Source organism: Kitasatospora sp. NPDC088346 (genome assembly GCF_044740765.1).
Taxonomy (GTDB): Bacteria; Actinomycetota; Actinomycetes; order Streptomycetales; family Streptomycetaceae; genus Kitasatospora.
The window spans coordinates 74,751-90,561 of sequence record NZ_JBIURH010000029.1 but is presented as its reverse complement, the minus strand read 5'-3'; the positions used below and the strand labels follow the sequence as shown (position 1 = coordinate 90,561).

At 71.4% G+C, this 15,811-nt stretch carries 15 protein-coding genes and 1 pseudogene; 9 read left to right on the top strand and 7 right to left on the bottom strand.

Translation table 11 applies throughout. The features are described 5' to 3' along the window. Window positions 1-207: 207 nt before the first annotated feature. Window positions 208-1,152 carry a DUF5996 family protein gene (locus tag ACIOFR_RS29180; RefSeq protein WP_401002195.1) on the top strand — a complete coding sequence of 315 codons (945 nt, stop codon included), beginning with the start codon at window positions 208-210 and terminating at the stop codon, window positions 1,150-1,152. A gap of 5 nt (window positions 1,153-1,157) precedes the next feature. Here the strand turns inward: ACIOFR_RS29180 and ACIOFR_RS29175 are convergent, their stop codons facing one another. After that, window positions 1,158-1,517 (bottom strand): UBP-type zinc finger domain-containing protein, encoded by a 360-nt coding sequence (locus ACIOFR_RS29175; protein ID WP_401002194.1) that lies wholly within the window; start codon window positions 1,515-1,517, stop codon window positions 1,158-1,160. 209 nt (window positions 1,518-1,726) lie between these two features. Here ACIOFR_RS29175 and ACIOFR_RS29170 point away from each other — a divergent pair, with 209 nt between their 5' ends. Further along, the gene (locus ACIOFR_RS29170; protein ID WP_401002193.1) at window positions 1,727-2,635 is read left to right on the top strand and encodes an NAD(+)/NADH kinase; all 909 of its coding nucleotides are present in this window, start codon (window positions 1,727-1,729) and stop codon (window positions 2,633-2,635) included. A 769-nt stretch (window positions 2,636-3,404) separates the two neighbouring features. On the opposite strand, the gene ACIOFR_RS29165 is transcribed toward ACIOFR_RS29170, so the two are convergent. After that, complete coding sequence (locus tag ACIOFR_RS29165; protein ID WP_401002192.1) at window positions 3,405-5,237, bottom strand: glycoside hydrolase family 15 protein; 1,833 nt, start codon at window positions 5,235-5,237, stop codon at window positions 3,405-3,407. 482 nt (window positions 5,238-5,719) lie between these two features. Continuing rightward, entirely contained in the window at window positions 5,720-6,481 is a 762-nt protein-coding gene (locus tag ACIOFR_RS29160) for a helix-turn-helix domain-containing protein (RefSeq protein WP_401002191.1), read from the bottom strand. A gap of 447 nt (window positions 6,482-6,928) precedes the next feature. Here ACIOFR_RS29160 and ACIOFR_RS29155 point away from each other — a divergent pair, with 447 nt between their 5' ends. The 4 genes from ACIOFR_RS29155 to ACIOFR_RS29140 all read left to right on the top strand — a co-directional run bounded on the left by ACIOFR_RS29155 (window position 6,929) and on the right by ACIOFR_RS29140 (window position 9,852). Then, window positions 6,929-7,924, top strand: coding sequence for a hypothetical protein (locus ACIOFR_RS29155; protein WP_401002190.1), 996 nt, complete (start codon window positions 6,929-6,931; stop codon window positions 7,922-7,924). A 387-nt stretch (window positions 7,925-8,311) separates the two neighbouring features. Then, the gene (locus tag ACIOFR_RS29150) at window positions 8,312-8,446 is read left to right on the top strand and encodes a hypothetical protein (RefSeq protein WP_401002189.1); all 135 of its coding nucleotides are present in this window, start codon (window positions 8,312-8,314) and stop codon (window positions 8,444-8,446) included. Between the two features lie 199 nt (window positions 8,447-8,645). Beyond that, complete coding sequence (locus tag ACIOFR_RS29145) at window positions 8,646-9,170, top strand: AAA family ATPase (RefSeq protein WP_401002188.1); 525 nt, start codon at window positions 8,646-8,648, stop codon at window positions 9,168-9,170. A gap of 154 nt (window positions 9,171-9,324) precedes the next feature. Next, window positions 9,325-9,852, top strand: coding sequence for a hypothetical protein (locus ACIOFR_RS29140; RefSeq protein WP_387881926.1), 528 nt, complete (start codon window positions 9,325-9,327; stop codon window positions 9,850-9,852). Between the two features lie 503 nt (window positions 9,853-10,355). Here the strand turns inward: ACIOFR_RS29140 and ACIOFR_RS29135 are convergent. The 3 genes and pseudogenes from ACIOFR_RS29135 to ACIOFR_RS29125 all read right to left on the bottom strand — a co-directional run. Then, window positions 10,356-10,697: pseudogene (locus ACIOFR_RS29135) on the bottom strand (IS110 family transposase); the annotation flags it as partial. Window positions 10,698-11,016: 319 nt separating this feature from the next. Continuing rightward, a complete protein-coding gene (locus ACIOFR_RS29130) occupies window positions 11,017-11,223 on the bottom strand; it encodes a hypothetical protein (RefSeq protein WP_401002187.1) in 207 nt (68 codons plus the stop codon). A 224-nt stretch (window positions 11,224-11,447) separates the two neighbouring features. After that, complete coding sequence (locus ACIOFR_RS29125; protein ID WP_401002186.1) at window positions 11,448-12,950, bottom strand: ArnT family glycosyltransferase; 1,503 nt, start codon at window positions 12,948-12,950, stop codon at window positions 11,448-11,450. Between the two features lie 353 nt (window positions 12,951-13,303). Here ACIOFR_RS29125 and ACIOFR_RS29120 point away from each other — a divergent pair, with 353 nt between their 5' ends. The 3 genes from ACIOFR_RS29120 to ACIOFR_RS29110 all read left to right on the top strand — a co-directional run bounded on the left by ACIOFR_RS29120 (window position 13,304) and on the right by ACIOFR_RS29110 (window position 14,629). Next, a complete protein-coding gene (locus ACIOFR_RS29120) occupies window positions 13,304-13,489 on the top strand; it encodes a hypothetical protein (protein ID WP_401002185.1) in 186 nt (61 codons plus the stop codon). An 84-nt stretch (window positions 13,490-13,573) separates the two neighbouring features. Then, entirely contained in the window at window positions 13,574-13,732 is a 159-nt protein-coding gene (locus tag ACIOFR_RS29115; protein ID WP_401002184.1) for a hypothetical protein, read from the top strand. 507 nt (window positions 13,733-14,239) lie between these two features. Then, the gene (locus ACIOFR_RS29110) at window positions 14,240-14,629 is read left to right on the top strand and encodes a hypothetical protein (protein ID WP_401002183.1); all 390 of its coding nucleotides are present in this window, start codon (window positions 14,240-14,242) and stop codon (window positions 14,627-14,629) included. Between the two features lie 786 nt (window positions 14,630-15,415). On the opposite strand, the gene ACIOFR_RS29105 is transcribed toward ACIOFR_RS29110, so the two are convergent. Beyond that, window positions 15,416-15,664 carry a hypothetical protein gene (locus ACIOFR_RS29105; protein WP_401002182.1) on the bottom strand — a complete coding sequence of 83 codons (249 nt, stop codon included), beginning with the start codon at window positions 15,662-15,664 and terminating at the stop codon, window positions 15,416-15,418. Window positions 15,665-15,811: the final 147 nt, after the last annotated feature.

Here is a 15,811-nt window from a genome sequence, read left to right as displayed (position 1 = left end):
CCGACGGCGTGGATCAACGACCCCGCCAAGCGCCGCGAGCCCGCACCACAAACCTCATAGCCTCACGACCGTCTCACTGGACTTGAAATCTTCCGCCGGCCCCTGTGGGTGGCTCGCCCTGACGGCCGCTGGATCCGGCTTCCGTCTGCACGTTCGGACGACCGTGGTCATCATGGAACTGCGGCCGACGGGCAGGAGGGATGTGCGATGGAGCTGTTCCCACCGATGCCGCTCGCCGAGTGGCGGGACACGAAGGAGACGCTGCACCGCTTCACGCAGGTGGTCGGCAAGGTCCGCCTTGCGGCGAGCGTGCGGCGCAACCACTGGTGGAACGTCCCGTTCCATCTCACCGGACGCGGGATCACCACACGGCCCATGGGACAGGTCGACGGCAACCCGATCTTCACCATCGACTTCGACTTCGTCGACCACCGGCTGGTCGTCGCGGCGGCGGACGGCAGGACGGAGTCCTTCCCCCTCCTCGGCCAGTCCGTCGCCTCGTTCTACCGGCAGACCCTGGAGACGCTGGCGGCGCTGGGCGTCCGGGTGGAGCTCCAGGTCCCCCGGCCCTACCGGCTGGCCGACTCCGACCGCCCGTTCGCCGAGGACTTCGAGCACGCAACATACGATCCCGCCTGGGCGAATCGCTACTGGCAGGTGCTCAACCAGGTCGGGCTGGTGCTGGAGGAGTTCGCGGCGCGCTTCTCCGGCAAGGTCAGCCCCGTCCACCTGTTCTGGCACTCACTCGACATCGCCCACACCCGGTTCTCCGAACGCCCGCTCGACCAACCACCGCAGGTGGACCCCGTGACCCGCGAGGCGTACTCCCGGGAGCTGATCAGCTTCGGGTTCTGGTTCGGGGACGACAACCTGGGCGAACCGGCCTTCTACTCCTACACGACGCCCGAGCCGGCACACCTGGCCGAAGACCCGCTCACACCCGCATCCGCCCGGTGGATCGAGCTCAACGACAGCCACCTGGCAGTCCTGCGCTACGACGCGGCCCGTACGGAGGCCGATCCGAGAGCCGCCGCACTCGCCTTCTACGAAAGCGCGTACCAAGCCGGAGCCGTCCGTGCCGGCTGGGACGTCGGCCGCCTCGCCTGCCCGGGCGGAGTAACGGACCCGCGGCTGCCGGCCCCGCCGCTCTGAGCACGTCAGTGCAGGTGCAGCTGCCAGTCGGCAGGGACCTTGCCCAGCGGGCCGGGCGTCGGCTGCGAGGCAGGGTGCGCGGCGGGCGCCGACAGTTCCGGCCCGTCGTAGTACTGCTCGGTCTCAACGTTCCACAACCACGCCTCACCCGGCTCGAAGCTGGCCAGGAACGGATGCCCAGCCTCTCGGGCATGCCTCGTGCCGTGTTGCGAAGGTGAGGAGTCGCAGCAGCCGATGTGCCCGCACGCCGCGCAACGCCGCAGGTGGAACCACCACCCCGGCCCGTCCCCCGCCAGGCACTCCACACACCCGTCTCCGGTCGGCTGCGAGGACGGATCAATCCCCGGGATCTGGCCGTCGGCCATCGGACACGCCTCCCGATCAAGGGTCGGCCAGGCGCCGGTACGGCACATCGGCGCCGAAGCAATCGGACTTTCCATCCCATCCCAACCAGCCGGCTCGCACAGAGATTCCGTGACGAGGTGCAGCGGGCGGTCGCGTCGTACAGCGTCGAGCCCTGCCGACGGGAGCGATGCGGCCCGACGATGACCTTGAAGGTGGCGTCCTTCTGTGCGTGACTGGATGGAGCAACAGTGGCCTGGCCGACATCGAGGTGCCCCGGATGGGATTCATCGGCACGGTGGGGCTGGTGCTCCACCCCGAGCGGACCTGCGCACCCACCGTGGAGGCCGTGGTCGGTTGGAGCCGGGCCCGGGGGGCGAAGGTCCTCGGGCTGGCGGCTGAGGTGGCACGGATCGGCTGCGAGGCCGTTCCGGTCGGGGCCGAGGAGATGACCGCGAGCGCCGACCTGATGATCAGCCTCGGCGGGGACGGCACCATGCTGCGCGCCATGCGGCTCGCGACCGGAGGCCACGCGCCGGTCCTAGGCGTCAACGTCGGACGCTTGGGCTTCCTCGCCGAGGTCGACATACCGGAGCTCCCCGCCGCACTGGACGCCATCGACGCCCGCCGTTTCACCGTGGAAGTCCGCTCCGGCGTCCACGCTCGCATCGGGGACGCCCAGGAGACGGCACTCAATGACGTCGTGCTCCTGCGCAGCCCGGGACACAAGTCCGCGGCGGTCGCCGTACGGGTCCAGAGCGAGCCTTTCGTGGCCTACACCGCCGACGCGGTCGTCATCGCCACGCCGACCGGCTCCACCGCGTACAGCTTCTCCGCCGGCGGCCCGATCGTCTCCCCCAACGCGGAGGGGCTGCTGATCACCCCCGTGGCTCCACATGCCGCGTTCAACCGCTCCGTCTTCCTCTCCAGCGGCGAGCGACTCGACCTGGAAGTCCTGCCGCACAGCGGCGACCTCGCCATCGAGGCCGACGGTCTCCTGGTCGGTCACATCTCGCCGGGCGGCGTCGTCGAGGTGACCATGCTGCCCGCCGCCGCACGCGTCGTGCGACTCGGCCACACCACGTTCTACCAGCGGGCCCAGCGCAAACTCCGGCTCACCGGCTCGGCGGAACACGGCTGACTCTCTGGTCCCGTGGGGAAATCCGCCTCCGGCCTCTGTGGGCCGCGCACCAGCGTGCCGGGCCTCGGACCGGCCGATCGGGAGGCAATGCTCGGCGAATCCCCATCCGCCTCGCGCCTCCGCGCCCTGGCCGGGGTCGGCCGCCCAACCCGCAGAGGCATGGCATGACGCCGGCACCGTCGGCTACGCCGCGTACGTCCCCGCCCCGGCCCGCCGGTTCGCCCGCTGACCACGCGCCCTGCCGCGGGCAGCCCCAGAGGCCGGCCGGCGCAAGGACCCACCCAGGTGTCCTGGGCAAGCAACAACCAGACACGCGCTCCATGCGCCTCTCTGCGCCGGCGCAACGCCAACGCCCGCCATCCCGACTCGGCGACCCCGAGGCCGGCCAAGACTGCGCGGAGCCGCGCCAATGCTTCGCCCCGCTGCGAGCCCACCACGATCTCCAGGTCGAGACGGCAACAACCATCGATGCCCACCCCGACTACGCCAACCGCACCGCCCCCCTGCCAACCCCTGCAGCGCTTGCCGTCCTTGACTGACAGGGGCGCCCGCACGAGGCCGATCCGGGCCCTGCGTGGCCCGCCCCGAAGACTCACCGACGGCTGCGAACCAGCGTGATCCGCACCTCCACGGGTCGGACAGCTGGTGCAGTCGCGTTCAGAACTTCCCGGTCCTCCGACCGGTTGACCGAGCGCATTCGCCGCCGCCTCCGGTCAGCCGTCGACCCGCCGTAACGCGTCGGGCATCACCGTCCGGCGGCGATGTCTCGTCAGCCCAGCGCGCGGTCGAGGTTGAAGGCGGCGCTGATCAGCGAGAGGTGGGTGAATGCCTGGGGGAAGTTGCCGAGCTGTTCGCCGGTCGGGCCGATCTCCTCGGCGAACAGACCGAGGTGGTTGGCGTAAGTGAGCATCTTCTCGAAGGCGAGCCGGGCCTCCTCCAGTCGGCCCGCGCGCGCCAGCGCCTCCACGTACCAGAACGAGCAGATCGAGAAGGTGCCCTCGGGGCCGTGCAGGCCGTCCGGGCTGGTGGTGGGGTTGTAGCGGTAGACCAGCGAGTCGGAGACCAGGTCCGTGGTGAGCGCATCCAGGGTCGAGAGCCACCTGGGGTCGGTGGGTGAGATGAACTTGGCCATCGGCATCATCAGCAGCGAGGCGTCCAGCTCACGGTCGTCCAGGGACTGGACGAACGCGCCCCGCTCGGCCGACCAGCCACGCTGCATGATCTGCCGGTAGATCGCGTCCCGGGATTCCCGCCAGCGGGGCAGGTCGGCCGGCAGGCCCCGGCGGTTCGCCATCCGCATCGCCCGCTCCAGCGCCACCCAGCACATCAGCCGCGAGTACACGAAGGGCCTGCGACCCGCGCGGGTCTCCCAGATTCCCTCGTCGGGCTGGTCCCAGTGCTCGCAGAGCCAGTCCGCCACCGCGCCGACCTCCTCCCAGGTGGCGCTGCTGATCGGCTGCCCCCACTTGTCGTACAGGTAGACGGAGTCGATCATGGCTCCGTAGATGTCCAGCTGGAGCTGACCGGTGGCCGCGTTGCCGACCCGGACCGGCGCGGAGCCCAGGTAGCCCTCCAGGTGCGGCAGCTCGTACTCGGGCAGCTCGCTGCGCCCGTCGATGCCGTACATGATCTGCAGCGGGCCGGTCGCGCCGGTGCCGCGCATGATGCCGCGCTCGCCGAGGAACCCCATGAAGGCCTCGGCCTCCGAGGTGAACCCCAGGCGCAGCATGGCGTAGACGCAGAAGGCGGCGTCGCGGACCCACACGTACCGGTAGTCCCAGTTGCGCTCGCCGCCGACCTGCTCGGGCAGGCTGGTGGTCGGTGCGGCGACGATCGCACCCGTCGGCGCGTAGGTGAGGAGCTTCAGCACGAGTGCGGAGCGGTTCACCATCTCCCGCCACCGCCCGTGGTACTTCGAACGGGACAGCCAGTGGCGCCAGAACCGGACGGTCGCCTCGGCCTGCTCCTGCGCCTCGGCGCGCGGACACGACCGGGGCGGGACGTCGTCGCCGATCTGGTCGAGGGCGAACACGTTGGACTCCCCTTCGAGGAGCTTGAAGTGCGACCACACGTCCAGGCCGTCGCTCTCCAGCGGTGCGGTTGTGGTCAGAGCGAGAGTCAGCGACGGGGAGCGGAACACCGCCTGGTGGCCCTCGAGGTGCGTGGTGTGCTCCTCGGCGCCGTAGCCGAAGCGCGGGGCGATGCGCGCCCGGAACGGGAGGGCTCCGCGGACGCAGACCACCCGCCGGATCAGCCGGTGCCGTGCTGCCTCGGGCGACTCGTCGAGCACCGGCATGAAATCCTGGATCTCCGCCACCCCGTCCGCGGCGAAGAACCGCGTGATCAGGACGTTCGTGTCAGGAAAGTAGAACTGCCGGCTGCGTGTCGGGACCTCGGCGGCCAAGTCGAACGACCCGCCCCGGTCGGCGTCGAGGATGGCTCCGAACACACTCGGTGCGTCGAAGCGCGGGCAGCAGTACCAGTCGATGCTGCCGTTCGTGCCGACCAGCGCGGCCGTACGAAGATCCCCGATCAGGCCGTGCTCGGAGATCGGTATGTAGCGGCCGTCCGCCTGCTCGAAACCAGTCGTGTCGAACGCCATGCCGGCCTCCTGCCGCTGCGGCGCGAGCCTGGAGATGAAGCCTTGCTCTTCATGCTAGATCGCCGATCGAGGCGTGGGCCCGGCGGGGCCTTGCGGACAGGACTCGGCTGCCAGCGGTTTCAGGCGGCCCGCCGGCACCTCTCGGGGTGGACGCGATGCTGTCGCCGAACGGTCGATCGCCACCGAGGCCGGGGATCGCCCGCCCCAGGGGTCTCCGGCAACCCGCAGTACCTGCCCGGCGCGAAACGTCGAGCCGGGTCCCCGGCGTTCGGCCGCCGGCTCGGAGCGTGCCATGCCGTCGACGTGCCGTTGGCCGTCGGTGCCCAGGACGATCCTCTTCTCGTGCCCCTGCTCGACGACCGACCGCCGCGGCAGCTCGCAAACGCCGTGCGCTGGGTCTGGACGACCATCGCCACCACCGGCGCCCGCGGTTTGCCGCCGTACATCCCGACGAGCGCGCACCGCGTCCGAAGGACACAAGGTCACCGCTTTCGACACCTGATCCCGTGGCATCGCCCGGCCCGGCAGCGAGCACCCGGCGACCAGGAACAGCGGCAGGACGGCCGCCACCGTCGGCGACGCGCCGGGACCACTCGGCGGCGTCGAAGCCGCCGCTGCCCGCGGAGCCGTAGGTGCGCTCCTCGGTGCCGTCCGCGGGGGGCGAAACCCCGGCGCAGCCCGCCGGAGTCCTGCTCGGATCCGGCCGAGTAGACGTACTGGTCGGCCTTCATCCGGACGGTGAAGGCGAGCTTCCCGCCGGTCTGGCCGGTCTCGTGGACGACCGGGGCGAGGTGGGCTACGCCGGAGCGGATGGCCTGCGTTCCGGCCCGGCCGGCCATCGACCCGCCCGCCTCGCCGACGGTGTCCTTGCCCCGCACCCTCGCCTTCTGCCCGCCCTTGGTGGTGCGACGCTTCGTGTGCGCCTCCGCGATCCCTGACAGCGCCTCCGCATCGCGCTCGCCGCGGCGCACCGCCCGGACCAGCTGGCGCAGCGCGCCGACCATCGACGCGCCCTTGCCCGCCAGCAGGAACGCGTACGCGCCGCGCTTCGGCGACCTGGGCTGCGCGGCGCCGGCCTCCCACTTGGCGAACGTCCCCCGCCGGGTGTCCAAGGCGGCGGCGACCTCGACCTGGGTCAGGCCAGCGGCCTCGCGCAGTCGTTCCCGTTCGGCCGGTTCGGGCAGGTCACCGCCGTCGCGGGCCTTGGCCAGCAGCGCGTCCACCGCCGCGAAGATCTCACTCATCACATACCTCCACACGTTTGCGAGCCTGCGCTCGGTAACGATGAGCTACCGAGTCGTGACACGACGGTTGGAGCCCGGTCGTTCAAACCTGTGTCCGACAGGTTGAGCGAGCACGAATGACGTGAGCTCGATCGGGAGCCTGGAACAGCCGGCGAGCGGACCTTCGGGGGTGTCGATGTACGGATCGCTCGGCGTTCCCCAACGATGGCCGACGCGTTCAACCACACAGACCGGCGTACCCGTCCTGTGGGCGCTCATCGCCTACGACCGCTGAGCCGCCGACGCTCACCTGTAGCCGGGCCACCAGCCCACCCGGCAACAGCGCACACAGTCGGGGGTGGTGTCCGGACACACGGCCGACCTGCGTAAGGTGGCGGCCGCCTCAGCCAGAGGTGATCGTCTCGAAGGGGAACAGTGCGGTACCAGCGATCCAGGGCGCGGCAGCGTGTGGCACCCCGTCAGTGGCTCAGAGCGGCCTGGCGGGCCCGGACCATCCGGGAACGGCGGGAGGCCGCGGCTGCCGCCATTGCCAGGCCGCGACGGCCTCGCCGGAAAGCCGCCGGGCTGCTGACCGTTGCAGCGGCGTTCGAGCTGGTGGTCCTGGCCTGGTTCATCGCCCTGCTGCCACCGGCGTTCCACGATGCCGACCGGTACCGGGCCGCCCTGCCGTGCCCGGCCGCCGTGACCCGAGGCGACCGTCTGGCCGTCAGCACCGAGGTGGCGCTGGAGGTGCATGCGGAGGTCGGCAAGGACCCAGACGACCGGATCGTGGTCCAGGCGCTCAGCGGGGACGACTGGGAGAGCATCCGCCTGCACGGTGTCGAGCCCGTACTCAGCCGGGTCCACCCCGGCGACGAGGTTGAGGTCGCCCGATGGAAGGGCGAGCCGGTTTCGGTGGCGTTGTCCGGACGTCGGCAGTACGCCGAGGAGCTGCCGACCGACGGCCCGTACATGTTCCTGGCGGGGATCACCAGCGTCGGCCTGGTACTCGCGGCGACACTGTCGAAGGCTCGCCGCAGCCGGCGCGGCGACACCGGCTCCGCATGGCACCGCGATCCGAGCTGGGCACTCACGATCCTGGCGGCCGTGGCCCTGATGCTCGGACTGCTGGGCGTCTGGCTGCAGAGCTTCACCGTGCAGTTGCTCCTCGAAGTCCTGTTGGCCGGCCTCGGGGCCGTCAGCCTCCGCCCGCCCCGCCCAGCACCCCCCGAGCCCCTCGTCCCGCCCCGCCCACGCTGCGCTCGTCGCCCGGCCGTACGGCTGCGCAGCGTCCCGCCGGGCAGTCCGGTCCGGCGAAGGCCACCGCGGCCGGCACAGGGCGTATCCGGCATCCGCCAGCACGCCGTCCCCCGACAGAGGCTTCCCTGGCTGACCAGGACGGCCGCGACCTCGCAAACCACCATGCTCCACACTCGCAAACCAACCCGCACCGCCAGGCCGTAGACCTGCGGTTCTCCCGCGATCACTCGCAAACTACCGCTCTCCGTCACACCTCGTGGCAGGTCTGGTGCCGCCGTCCGGGCCCGGCGGCTTCCCGGCCTGCGGTCGGGACCGGCACGACTCGCAGGCCGCAGCGGCTGGGGCCGGGCGGTGGCGCGGCAGGCGGATTTCCGGCGACCACGTTCGCCGCGCCCGAGACGGCGAAGCCGACGTTGCGGGTGGCACGGGCGAGGCAGGCAGCCTGCGGGCCCGCCGGATCGGCGGCGGCCTCGGCAAGGAACTGCAGAACGGACTGAACAGACACCTCACGGCGCCAAGCCGTCAAGCCGGTGGCTGGGTGGAGCGTGGGGCGGTCGAACAGAGCTGATCCTCGTACGCCAGAATCGCGGCATGGCGATGGCACGGCACGGGTACTCCTCGGCTCCCGTTGTGGACGGCCTCCCGCTGCTGGACGGGCCCGGATTCTGGGCCGCGCACCTGGTCGACCTGTGCGAGGGCGAGTCTGCCCCTATCCGGGGCTCCTAGGCAGTTTGAGCATGTCAGCGTGCATCTGGAGTTGTCAGGGATGTAAGGCACCAAGTCGAGGCGCCGATGCGACGTATCCTGTGCCGCCTACGTTCTCCACGCACTGTCACCGTGGCCTTCACCCGCCTGTGGCTCGCCCATGATCGGCGGGCGGATAAAGCGGTGGTCGTCTGATTGGCTACCCTGCCACGATCTGGGTGTGACGACGTTGTTCCTGATGGTCGGCCTGCCAGGGGCCGGAAAGACCACGCGGGCTCGGCAGCTCGCCGCGGAGTACGGCGCGCTGCGTCTGACGCCCGACGACTGGATGATTCCCCTTTTCGGCGAGGCGGAGGCAGACGGGAAGCGCGACGTGCTGGAGGGGCGCATGCTCTGGCTCGCCTTGGAGGCGGTCAAACTGGGCACCAACGTCGTCGTGGACTACGGCTGCTGGTCGCGGGACGAACGGTCTGCCATCCGCTGGCTGGTGGAGGCCGAGGAGGCGTGCTTCCGCATGGTCTTCCTGCCGGTGGACGATGAGACCCAGCGCGCGCGTATTGCCCATCGCTGGGCGACTGCCCCCGAGGAGACGTTGCCGATGTCCGAGGCCGACATCCTGTACGGGCGGGCACATTTCGAGGAGCCCGACGTGGCGGAGGTGGAGGGCCGCGGGACCGCTGGCCCGCCGCCCGGCTGGGTGGGCTGGCGGGAGTGGGCCGCCGCCAGATGGCCGTCGTTCGCGTGACTGCTGCGACCCACGACAGCGCAGCCGTAGCGAGCGTGCCCTCACCAGGCCGAAATGTTCCCCACTGGAAGAGAATTGACGTTCATTCCGTTGGTTTCGTTCAGCGCGGGGCTGCCGGTGGGCGCCCCGCTCATCCATCGTGAGGAGACCTGGCTTGACCGTCTCATGGGATCTGCTGATATCCACCGCAGGTGGTGTCACCGCAACGGTCGTGGGCGTCATCGCCGGCGGTGTCATCGGACGCCGCGGCCAGCACCAGCAATGGCTGCAGGGGACGCAGACCGCCGCCTACGAGAAGTTCCTGCAGGCGTTCGGGGCCGTGGAGGCGGAGCTGCGCGAGGCATTCCTCGACGAGCGCAGGCCCGCCGTCGACTGGGTGCCGTTCGTGGCCGCCCAGCACTCGGTCAGCCTCGTTGCCGACCCGGCGACCAGTGCAGCAGCCGAGCGGGTCTGCGAGATCCTGGAGGACTTCACCATCCTCTTCCATGGGCGTCAGCCGACCGACATCGAAGAACTGCGGCCGATTCATACCGCGCTGGGTGAGGCTCACCTGAGCTTCGTCAATGCGGCCCGCTGTTCCCTTGCCCCGTCCCAACGGCGCCTGGACCGATCACTGGGCGGCCCCTCACCCTGGCGGGGCGTCGAGTCCTTCTACACCCGACCTGACAGAAGCCTCGACTGAGCCTTGGCAGGGTGTCCGACTGGGAGGACGTTCTGGGCCGCGCTGCCCGATTGTCGGCGGACTGGCGGAATCGATGAGGGGGTGACGGTCAGGTCGAGCCGCGCGGAGCAGTAGCCGTCGAGCGCGGTGGCTCGCTCGTCGCATCAGTGACGACGCTGTGAAATCCAGCGTCACTCCAGGTCCTTGAGCATCAGCGTGCACGTCGCGGCCGGCACCGCAGTGCCGTCCGGCAACTCCCGCTCCGGCAACGGCGCACCCACTTCCTGACCAGGGCGCCGAGCACGCCCGCCGCTGACGTGCCGTACGTGCCTGACGAACCCCTGGATATCTGTCAGGCACGGACTGATCAGGGCCACTTGCCGTAGTTGTCTTACGGCCCCTGAGCACCCCGGATAACGCCGGAGGCCTTCGGCGCGAACGCTGGTGATGCCGGCGCCACGCTGGAACGCCTGCACGACAGTTCGGCCTGGCCGATGTTCAAGGTCCCGCTGGGAGGCGGGTTCGCGCTGGCCGGCGGCGTGCCAGTCGCCGTGGTCGTCGCGGCGGCGGCGGTAGTGGGCTTTCGCGCCGGGTGAGGCGGTGATGGCGGAGAAGGCCCGGAGGTAGCCGACGTGGTTGAGCCGGTCGTTCTTCACCCAGCGGCGGGTGATGCTGGACTTCTTGCCGGAGGCCCGGGTGACTGGGGACGCACCGGCGTAGGCCTTGAGACCGCGGGCGTCGGCGAACCGTTCGCGGGCGTCGCCGATCTCGGCCAGGACCCGGGCACCGAGCTGCGTGCCGAGACCGGGAAAGCTGCAGATGATCTCGGCGTCCGGGTGCTGCGGGAACACCTCCACCCCACGGGCCTCGGTCTCTTGCGGGAGCTCGGGCGACTCGGGCAAAACGAGAGGTCACCATGCGGTGGGCTCGCACCACCAACACCAACGAGTGATCAAGAGCGTGGTGTTGACGGTGGTGACGGCCGCGAATGCCGGGGCCGGGGCCGAGGTGGCCAGAGAGGCTCCTCGTGCTGTGCGCCGGCCATCGCCTCCAGGACGGCGCGTTGTTGCGCGGGGAGTACCAGGCCCGCCGCCCGGACGGTGTGCAGCGTCTCCCCGCTCACGCAGCACCGGCACAGCCCGACGATCGGCATCGCCGCGCCGATGAACATGCCGATCGACTCGGTCACGCCGCAGTGTGGTCGCCCGCCTTGGCCGGAGACGCGGTGAGCAGCAACCCGTTCCCGGCGGCGCGGACGTCGAGGTGCATCAGCCCGTGGACGGCGTGCACGGCGCTGCCGAACCACTCGGTCTGCTTCCGCCCCGCCGCCCGCAGCCGGCTCTCCCTGCTCGCCCTCGCCTTGCCGCCCCAGCAGGGCTTGGAGCCTGCCATGGTGTCCTCGAATCACTCGAAGTGGCGCGGTCGATCCATCAGGGTCCGCCGAGTCCACCCGGACAACGCCCCCGGGCGCCCTGGGACACGGCACGGGGCGGCCGAGCTGTGTACGGGCCCGGCCGCCCCGGAGTGGCGACACTGCGGCGCCTGGGCGTGGAGGGTGCACGTGCTGAGCGGACCGGTGGCCGGGGGTGCGGCGGCTGTGTGTCCGTGGGAGCTGCTCAGTACCGGCGCAGTAGTGGCCACAGCACCGCCCACGGGCGGTCCGGTCCCGCGCAGAGCACGATGGCCGCGTGCTGCTCCATGTTCGCCGTGCCGTGCCCGTTGTCGACGCGCGCGACCGTGCGGCAGGCGGTGAAGTGGTCCTCCAGGTCGGTGGAGTTCGCCGGGTGGACGAGCAGCACCGGCCCCGTGGCGGTCGCCGGTGGCGGCCCCCAGGCGTACAGGCCCATGTGGCCGGAGTGGGGGGATGGCAGGCCGAGGGCGGGCCCGTACTGGGCGAGGGCTCCGGCCTCGCCGTAGTTCGCGGTCAGCAGCACGGTGGTGGCCCGCTGCTCGGTGGGGATCGCCGCCCAGCCGGTGGCGGTGGCGCGCGCGAGCTCCGGCCAGCCGACCTCTTCGCCGATGTCGGGGTCGATGGCCATCGGCACGGCCAGTGCCGAGGCCGGCAGCACCGGCAGGGCGGCCAGCGCGCTGGTGAGCAGGGCCGTGAGCAGTCCGGCGGCCAGCTTGGCGCGGTGCTCGCGGGCCCAGTGGGCGTACGGTTCGCAGCCGGCCGCGGTGAGCGCGTACAGCAGCGGACTCGGGTAGTAGGCCTTGCCGCCGCCTGCTGTCACCAGCAGGCAGAGCACCACCCAGGCCACCGCAACCGGTCGGGCCCAGCGCAGCTCCGGCCGGCGCAGCAGCCGGCTCAGCCCGGTCAGCCAGAAGGGCGCCAGCAGCGGGGAGAGCTGGAGCGCCTGCATCGGGACGACGAGCAGCCGCCCGCCCGCTCCGCCGGCGGCGCTGATCCCGTGGGCGACCGTCAGCTCGGGCCAGCCGTGCGTGGCCTGCCACCCAAGGACGGGCAGCGCGAACGGGAGCGCGGCAAGCAGCGCGAACAGCGGTCCGAGCAGGGTGCGTGGTCGGGGCACGAAGGGGCCGCGCGGCCCGGCCGTCAGAGCGCCCGCCGCCAGCGCCGCGAGCAGCCCGAGCACCAGCAGTTTGTTGAGCAGCGCGATCCCGATCGCCGCGCCGAGCAGCGGCCACCAGCGGAGTTCGCCGGTGCGCGACAGGCGGAGCGTCAGCGAGATGACCATCAGCCAAGCGGTCAGATCGAAGGTCGCGGTGGAGAGCAGGTGGCCGTTGCCCAGCACATAGCCCGAGCAAGCCGCAGCTCCTGCCGCGAGTACCTGCCCGCCCCGCCCGGCGCCCAGCTCACGGGCGATCAGCGCGGTGAGCGTGATCGAGGCCGCGGCGAGCAGCGCGGGCAGGATCCGTACCCCGGTCGGGGTGGCGCCGAACAGCTCCGCCCCGAGCCGGGCCAGTAGCGGGGTGAGCGGCGGCTGGTCCGGATAGCCCCAGGCCGGGTGGCGACCCACCAGCAGGAAGTACAGCTCGTCGCGGTGGAAGCCGTAGCGGCCCGACAACGCGATCAACAACGCCGCGGCAGCGGCCGCGATCCCCCCGACCGGCCCGGCCGCGAACGGCCCGAGGCCCGGCTGTGCATCCCCCCGAGTGCGCATGCCCGCATTCTCACCCTCCGGCACAGGGCCCGAGAAGAGCCTGGAAGGCGGTAATCGGACCAGCGGGCCGCCCGACGCGCTGCCCCGCGCGATCAATCGTCAATGGCACGAGCCCGCAGTGGTCAAACTTCCCTACGTTGTTGCCGGGTCCGGGCCAGCCCTTCGTATGGTTGGCCCGCCCAGGGGTGTCGGGTGTGGCTTTCAAACTTCTGCCGCTTGTGGCTGCCATCGATTGGCCGCCCGACGCCCCACGACGACTCGGCTGCCAATTGGGAATTGCGCACGATCGCTCCGTAGGGAATCGACAGCGAGGTCGTCCGTGGTACGTCCGCACAGCCCGGCGGGTCGCGGCGGTGATCGGGCCGGCGGCTGAGCCCGGCAGCCGGTCGTCCCGGGCGGGGATCGAGCGGATCACCGGGGACGAGGAGCCGCTGGAGGAGGTGAGCGGCCGACGGAAGATGCCGGCCCGGCAGGCCGCCGAGCTGCTCGGCAATGCCGGAGGCGGCATCGTGAACGCGGGTGCGGGGGTGGGGTGGTGAGCAGGGCGGCGGCGAGTCGGCCGGTGCTGGCGGCTCCTGGAGGCGATGCGGCGCCAGCGCGGCCGCTCCAAGGACAATGCCGCGGTGCAGCCCTCCCGTTCTGTGCGCCTGGCCGTGGTCTTCCGCGACTACGTCGACACCCAGAACCCGTCCATGTACCACTACCATCTCGTGCGACACGAGGACCACGGCATGGTGGGCCCGTTCCGGGTCGTCGGGCAGGGGCAGCAGACCGCCCGGTGAACCGGCCGCCCGCACACCGCACCAGGCCACCCGTACCGGTGACGCCACCGGCCGCTGCCCGCACCCGGCGACGCGCGGCCGGAGCCCCACCCGGGCACCGAGCACCGCACCACCCGCTGGTGTGCCGGGACGCGGAAGGAGTGACTCCGCAGGAGATCACCCGGGCGGCCAAGGGCGCTGGGCGAGGACCTCCTCGACGGCGAGCGCCTGTTCTCGGCCGACGGCGCGGCGTCTCCGGGGCCGGCCCACGGCCCGCACGCCGCGCCCTGACCTGCCCTCACCTCTGCCGCGCACCGGGCAGGCCCACGGCCCGTGCGCCGAACGCTCCGGGCGTCGCCCTCCGGCGGCAACGCCCGGAGCAGCCACGTCCCGCGGCCCGCCCGGGGCCGGAGGGCGGCAACGGGACCCTGACCGGTTTGCTCCTTGGACGGCCTGGCCGCGCTGCGGTTTGCTCGTCCCGACCGGTCCCGTACAGAGGACCGGAGAGACACGGGGGGACCCACCGTCATGAACCGTACGATCAAGGTGCTCGCCACGCTCGCCCTGACCGGGGCAGCCGCCCTCGGCGTGACGTCGCAGGCGTCCGCCGACCCCAACCCGAACAACCACGGCTCCGCCCCGCAGTGGATCCGGCTGAACACCAGCTACCACGCGCGTGTCTTCGGCGACGCCACCCAGAACTACCCGACCACCACGCTCCTTGCGAACGGCGACTACGCCTGGGCGGACTGCTGGGTGGCCGGTGACTACGTCGGCACCGCCGGCAACGTCTGGTACCACACCACCTTCGTCTACCAGTACGGCCTGACCACCGGCGTCGGGTCGTCCTGGACCTTCGCACCGTTCGTCGACGGCGCCGGAGCGTTCCACGCCGTACCCGGCGTGCCCCACTGCTGACAACCGGCACCCGCACCGGCCCCGCACCCCCGTCGCCGGGGTACGGGGCCACCTGCACCCCGGGAGCGGGCCGCGGCCGCCTGTACGAGGAGCGCCGGGTTCGGGTGTGGGACGCCGCCCGGCAGCTGGCGGCCTGCGCGCACGAGCGGGGCCAGATCCGGCCGGGCGCAATGATCGGGGCATGTCCCGACCGCACCGTCGCGATCGTCGCCTTCCCCCGCATCGAGCTGCTGGATGTCACCGGACCGGCCGAAGTGCTCTCCGTCGCGTCCCGGGTCGCGGAAAGCCGACCGGCCCGGCCACTTCGTGCCGATCGCGACAGTCGGGCACTCTCTGCGCAGACGACGTCCGGGCGGTGGCCGACGGCGTGCAGCGCGGCGCGGTCCCGGGCGGTCGGGCCTCCGATGTCCGCTTCACCTGGATGGCAGGCGCCGGTCACGCGGCCGCGTGACCCACCGGAGGCTGCCCCTGGGAATCGGTTGCACCACAGGACACATGGTCAGTGGACCATTCCCCTGGGTCCCAGGAGACACAGCGTGCGTCACTTCAAGCAGCTCGGTCTGAGCGCGGCAGCCGGACTGGCTGCCCTTTTGCCTGTTGCGCCCCGGCGTCGGCTTCGAGCAGCACCAGCGCCGCGCCCGAGGCCGGGGCGAAGGAAGCCTTTCATCTGATCACGAGGCAGACCCAGATCAGCAGCATCGGCGTGGACGGGTCGTCCGGACCCAGCCAAGGTGACGAGATCGTCGTCAGCGGGGATCTCATCCACGGCAGCGCCACGGTCGGCACCTACGGCGAGGTCTGCACACTGACCCGAACCGCCCCCTTGACGAGTTCGACCTCCAGTGCGCGGGCTCCCTGTCCCTCGTCCAGGGGCAGATCACCTTCCAGGGGAAGTTCACCGTCACCGCTGCCGGCCCCGGCAACGTCGACCTGGCGATCACCGGAGGCACGGGGTCGTTCCGCGCCGCCCGCGGTCACATCCACGCCGACAACGTCAATGCCACCGACACGGAGTTCACCATCCACCTCGTCCACTGACCGTCTTCAGGGCGGGCACCGGCAGGTGGCCTCCCTGACAGCGGGCACACGGTGCAGGACGGACGAGGCTCCCGGACAGCCCACACCGAGGTAGGCGGCACGGGCACCGTGCCGGGATCGGACAGAGAGCACCCCGCGGGTCAC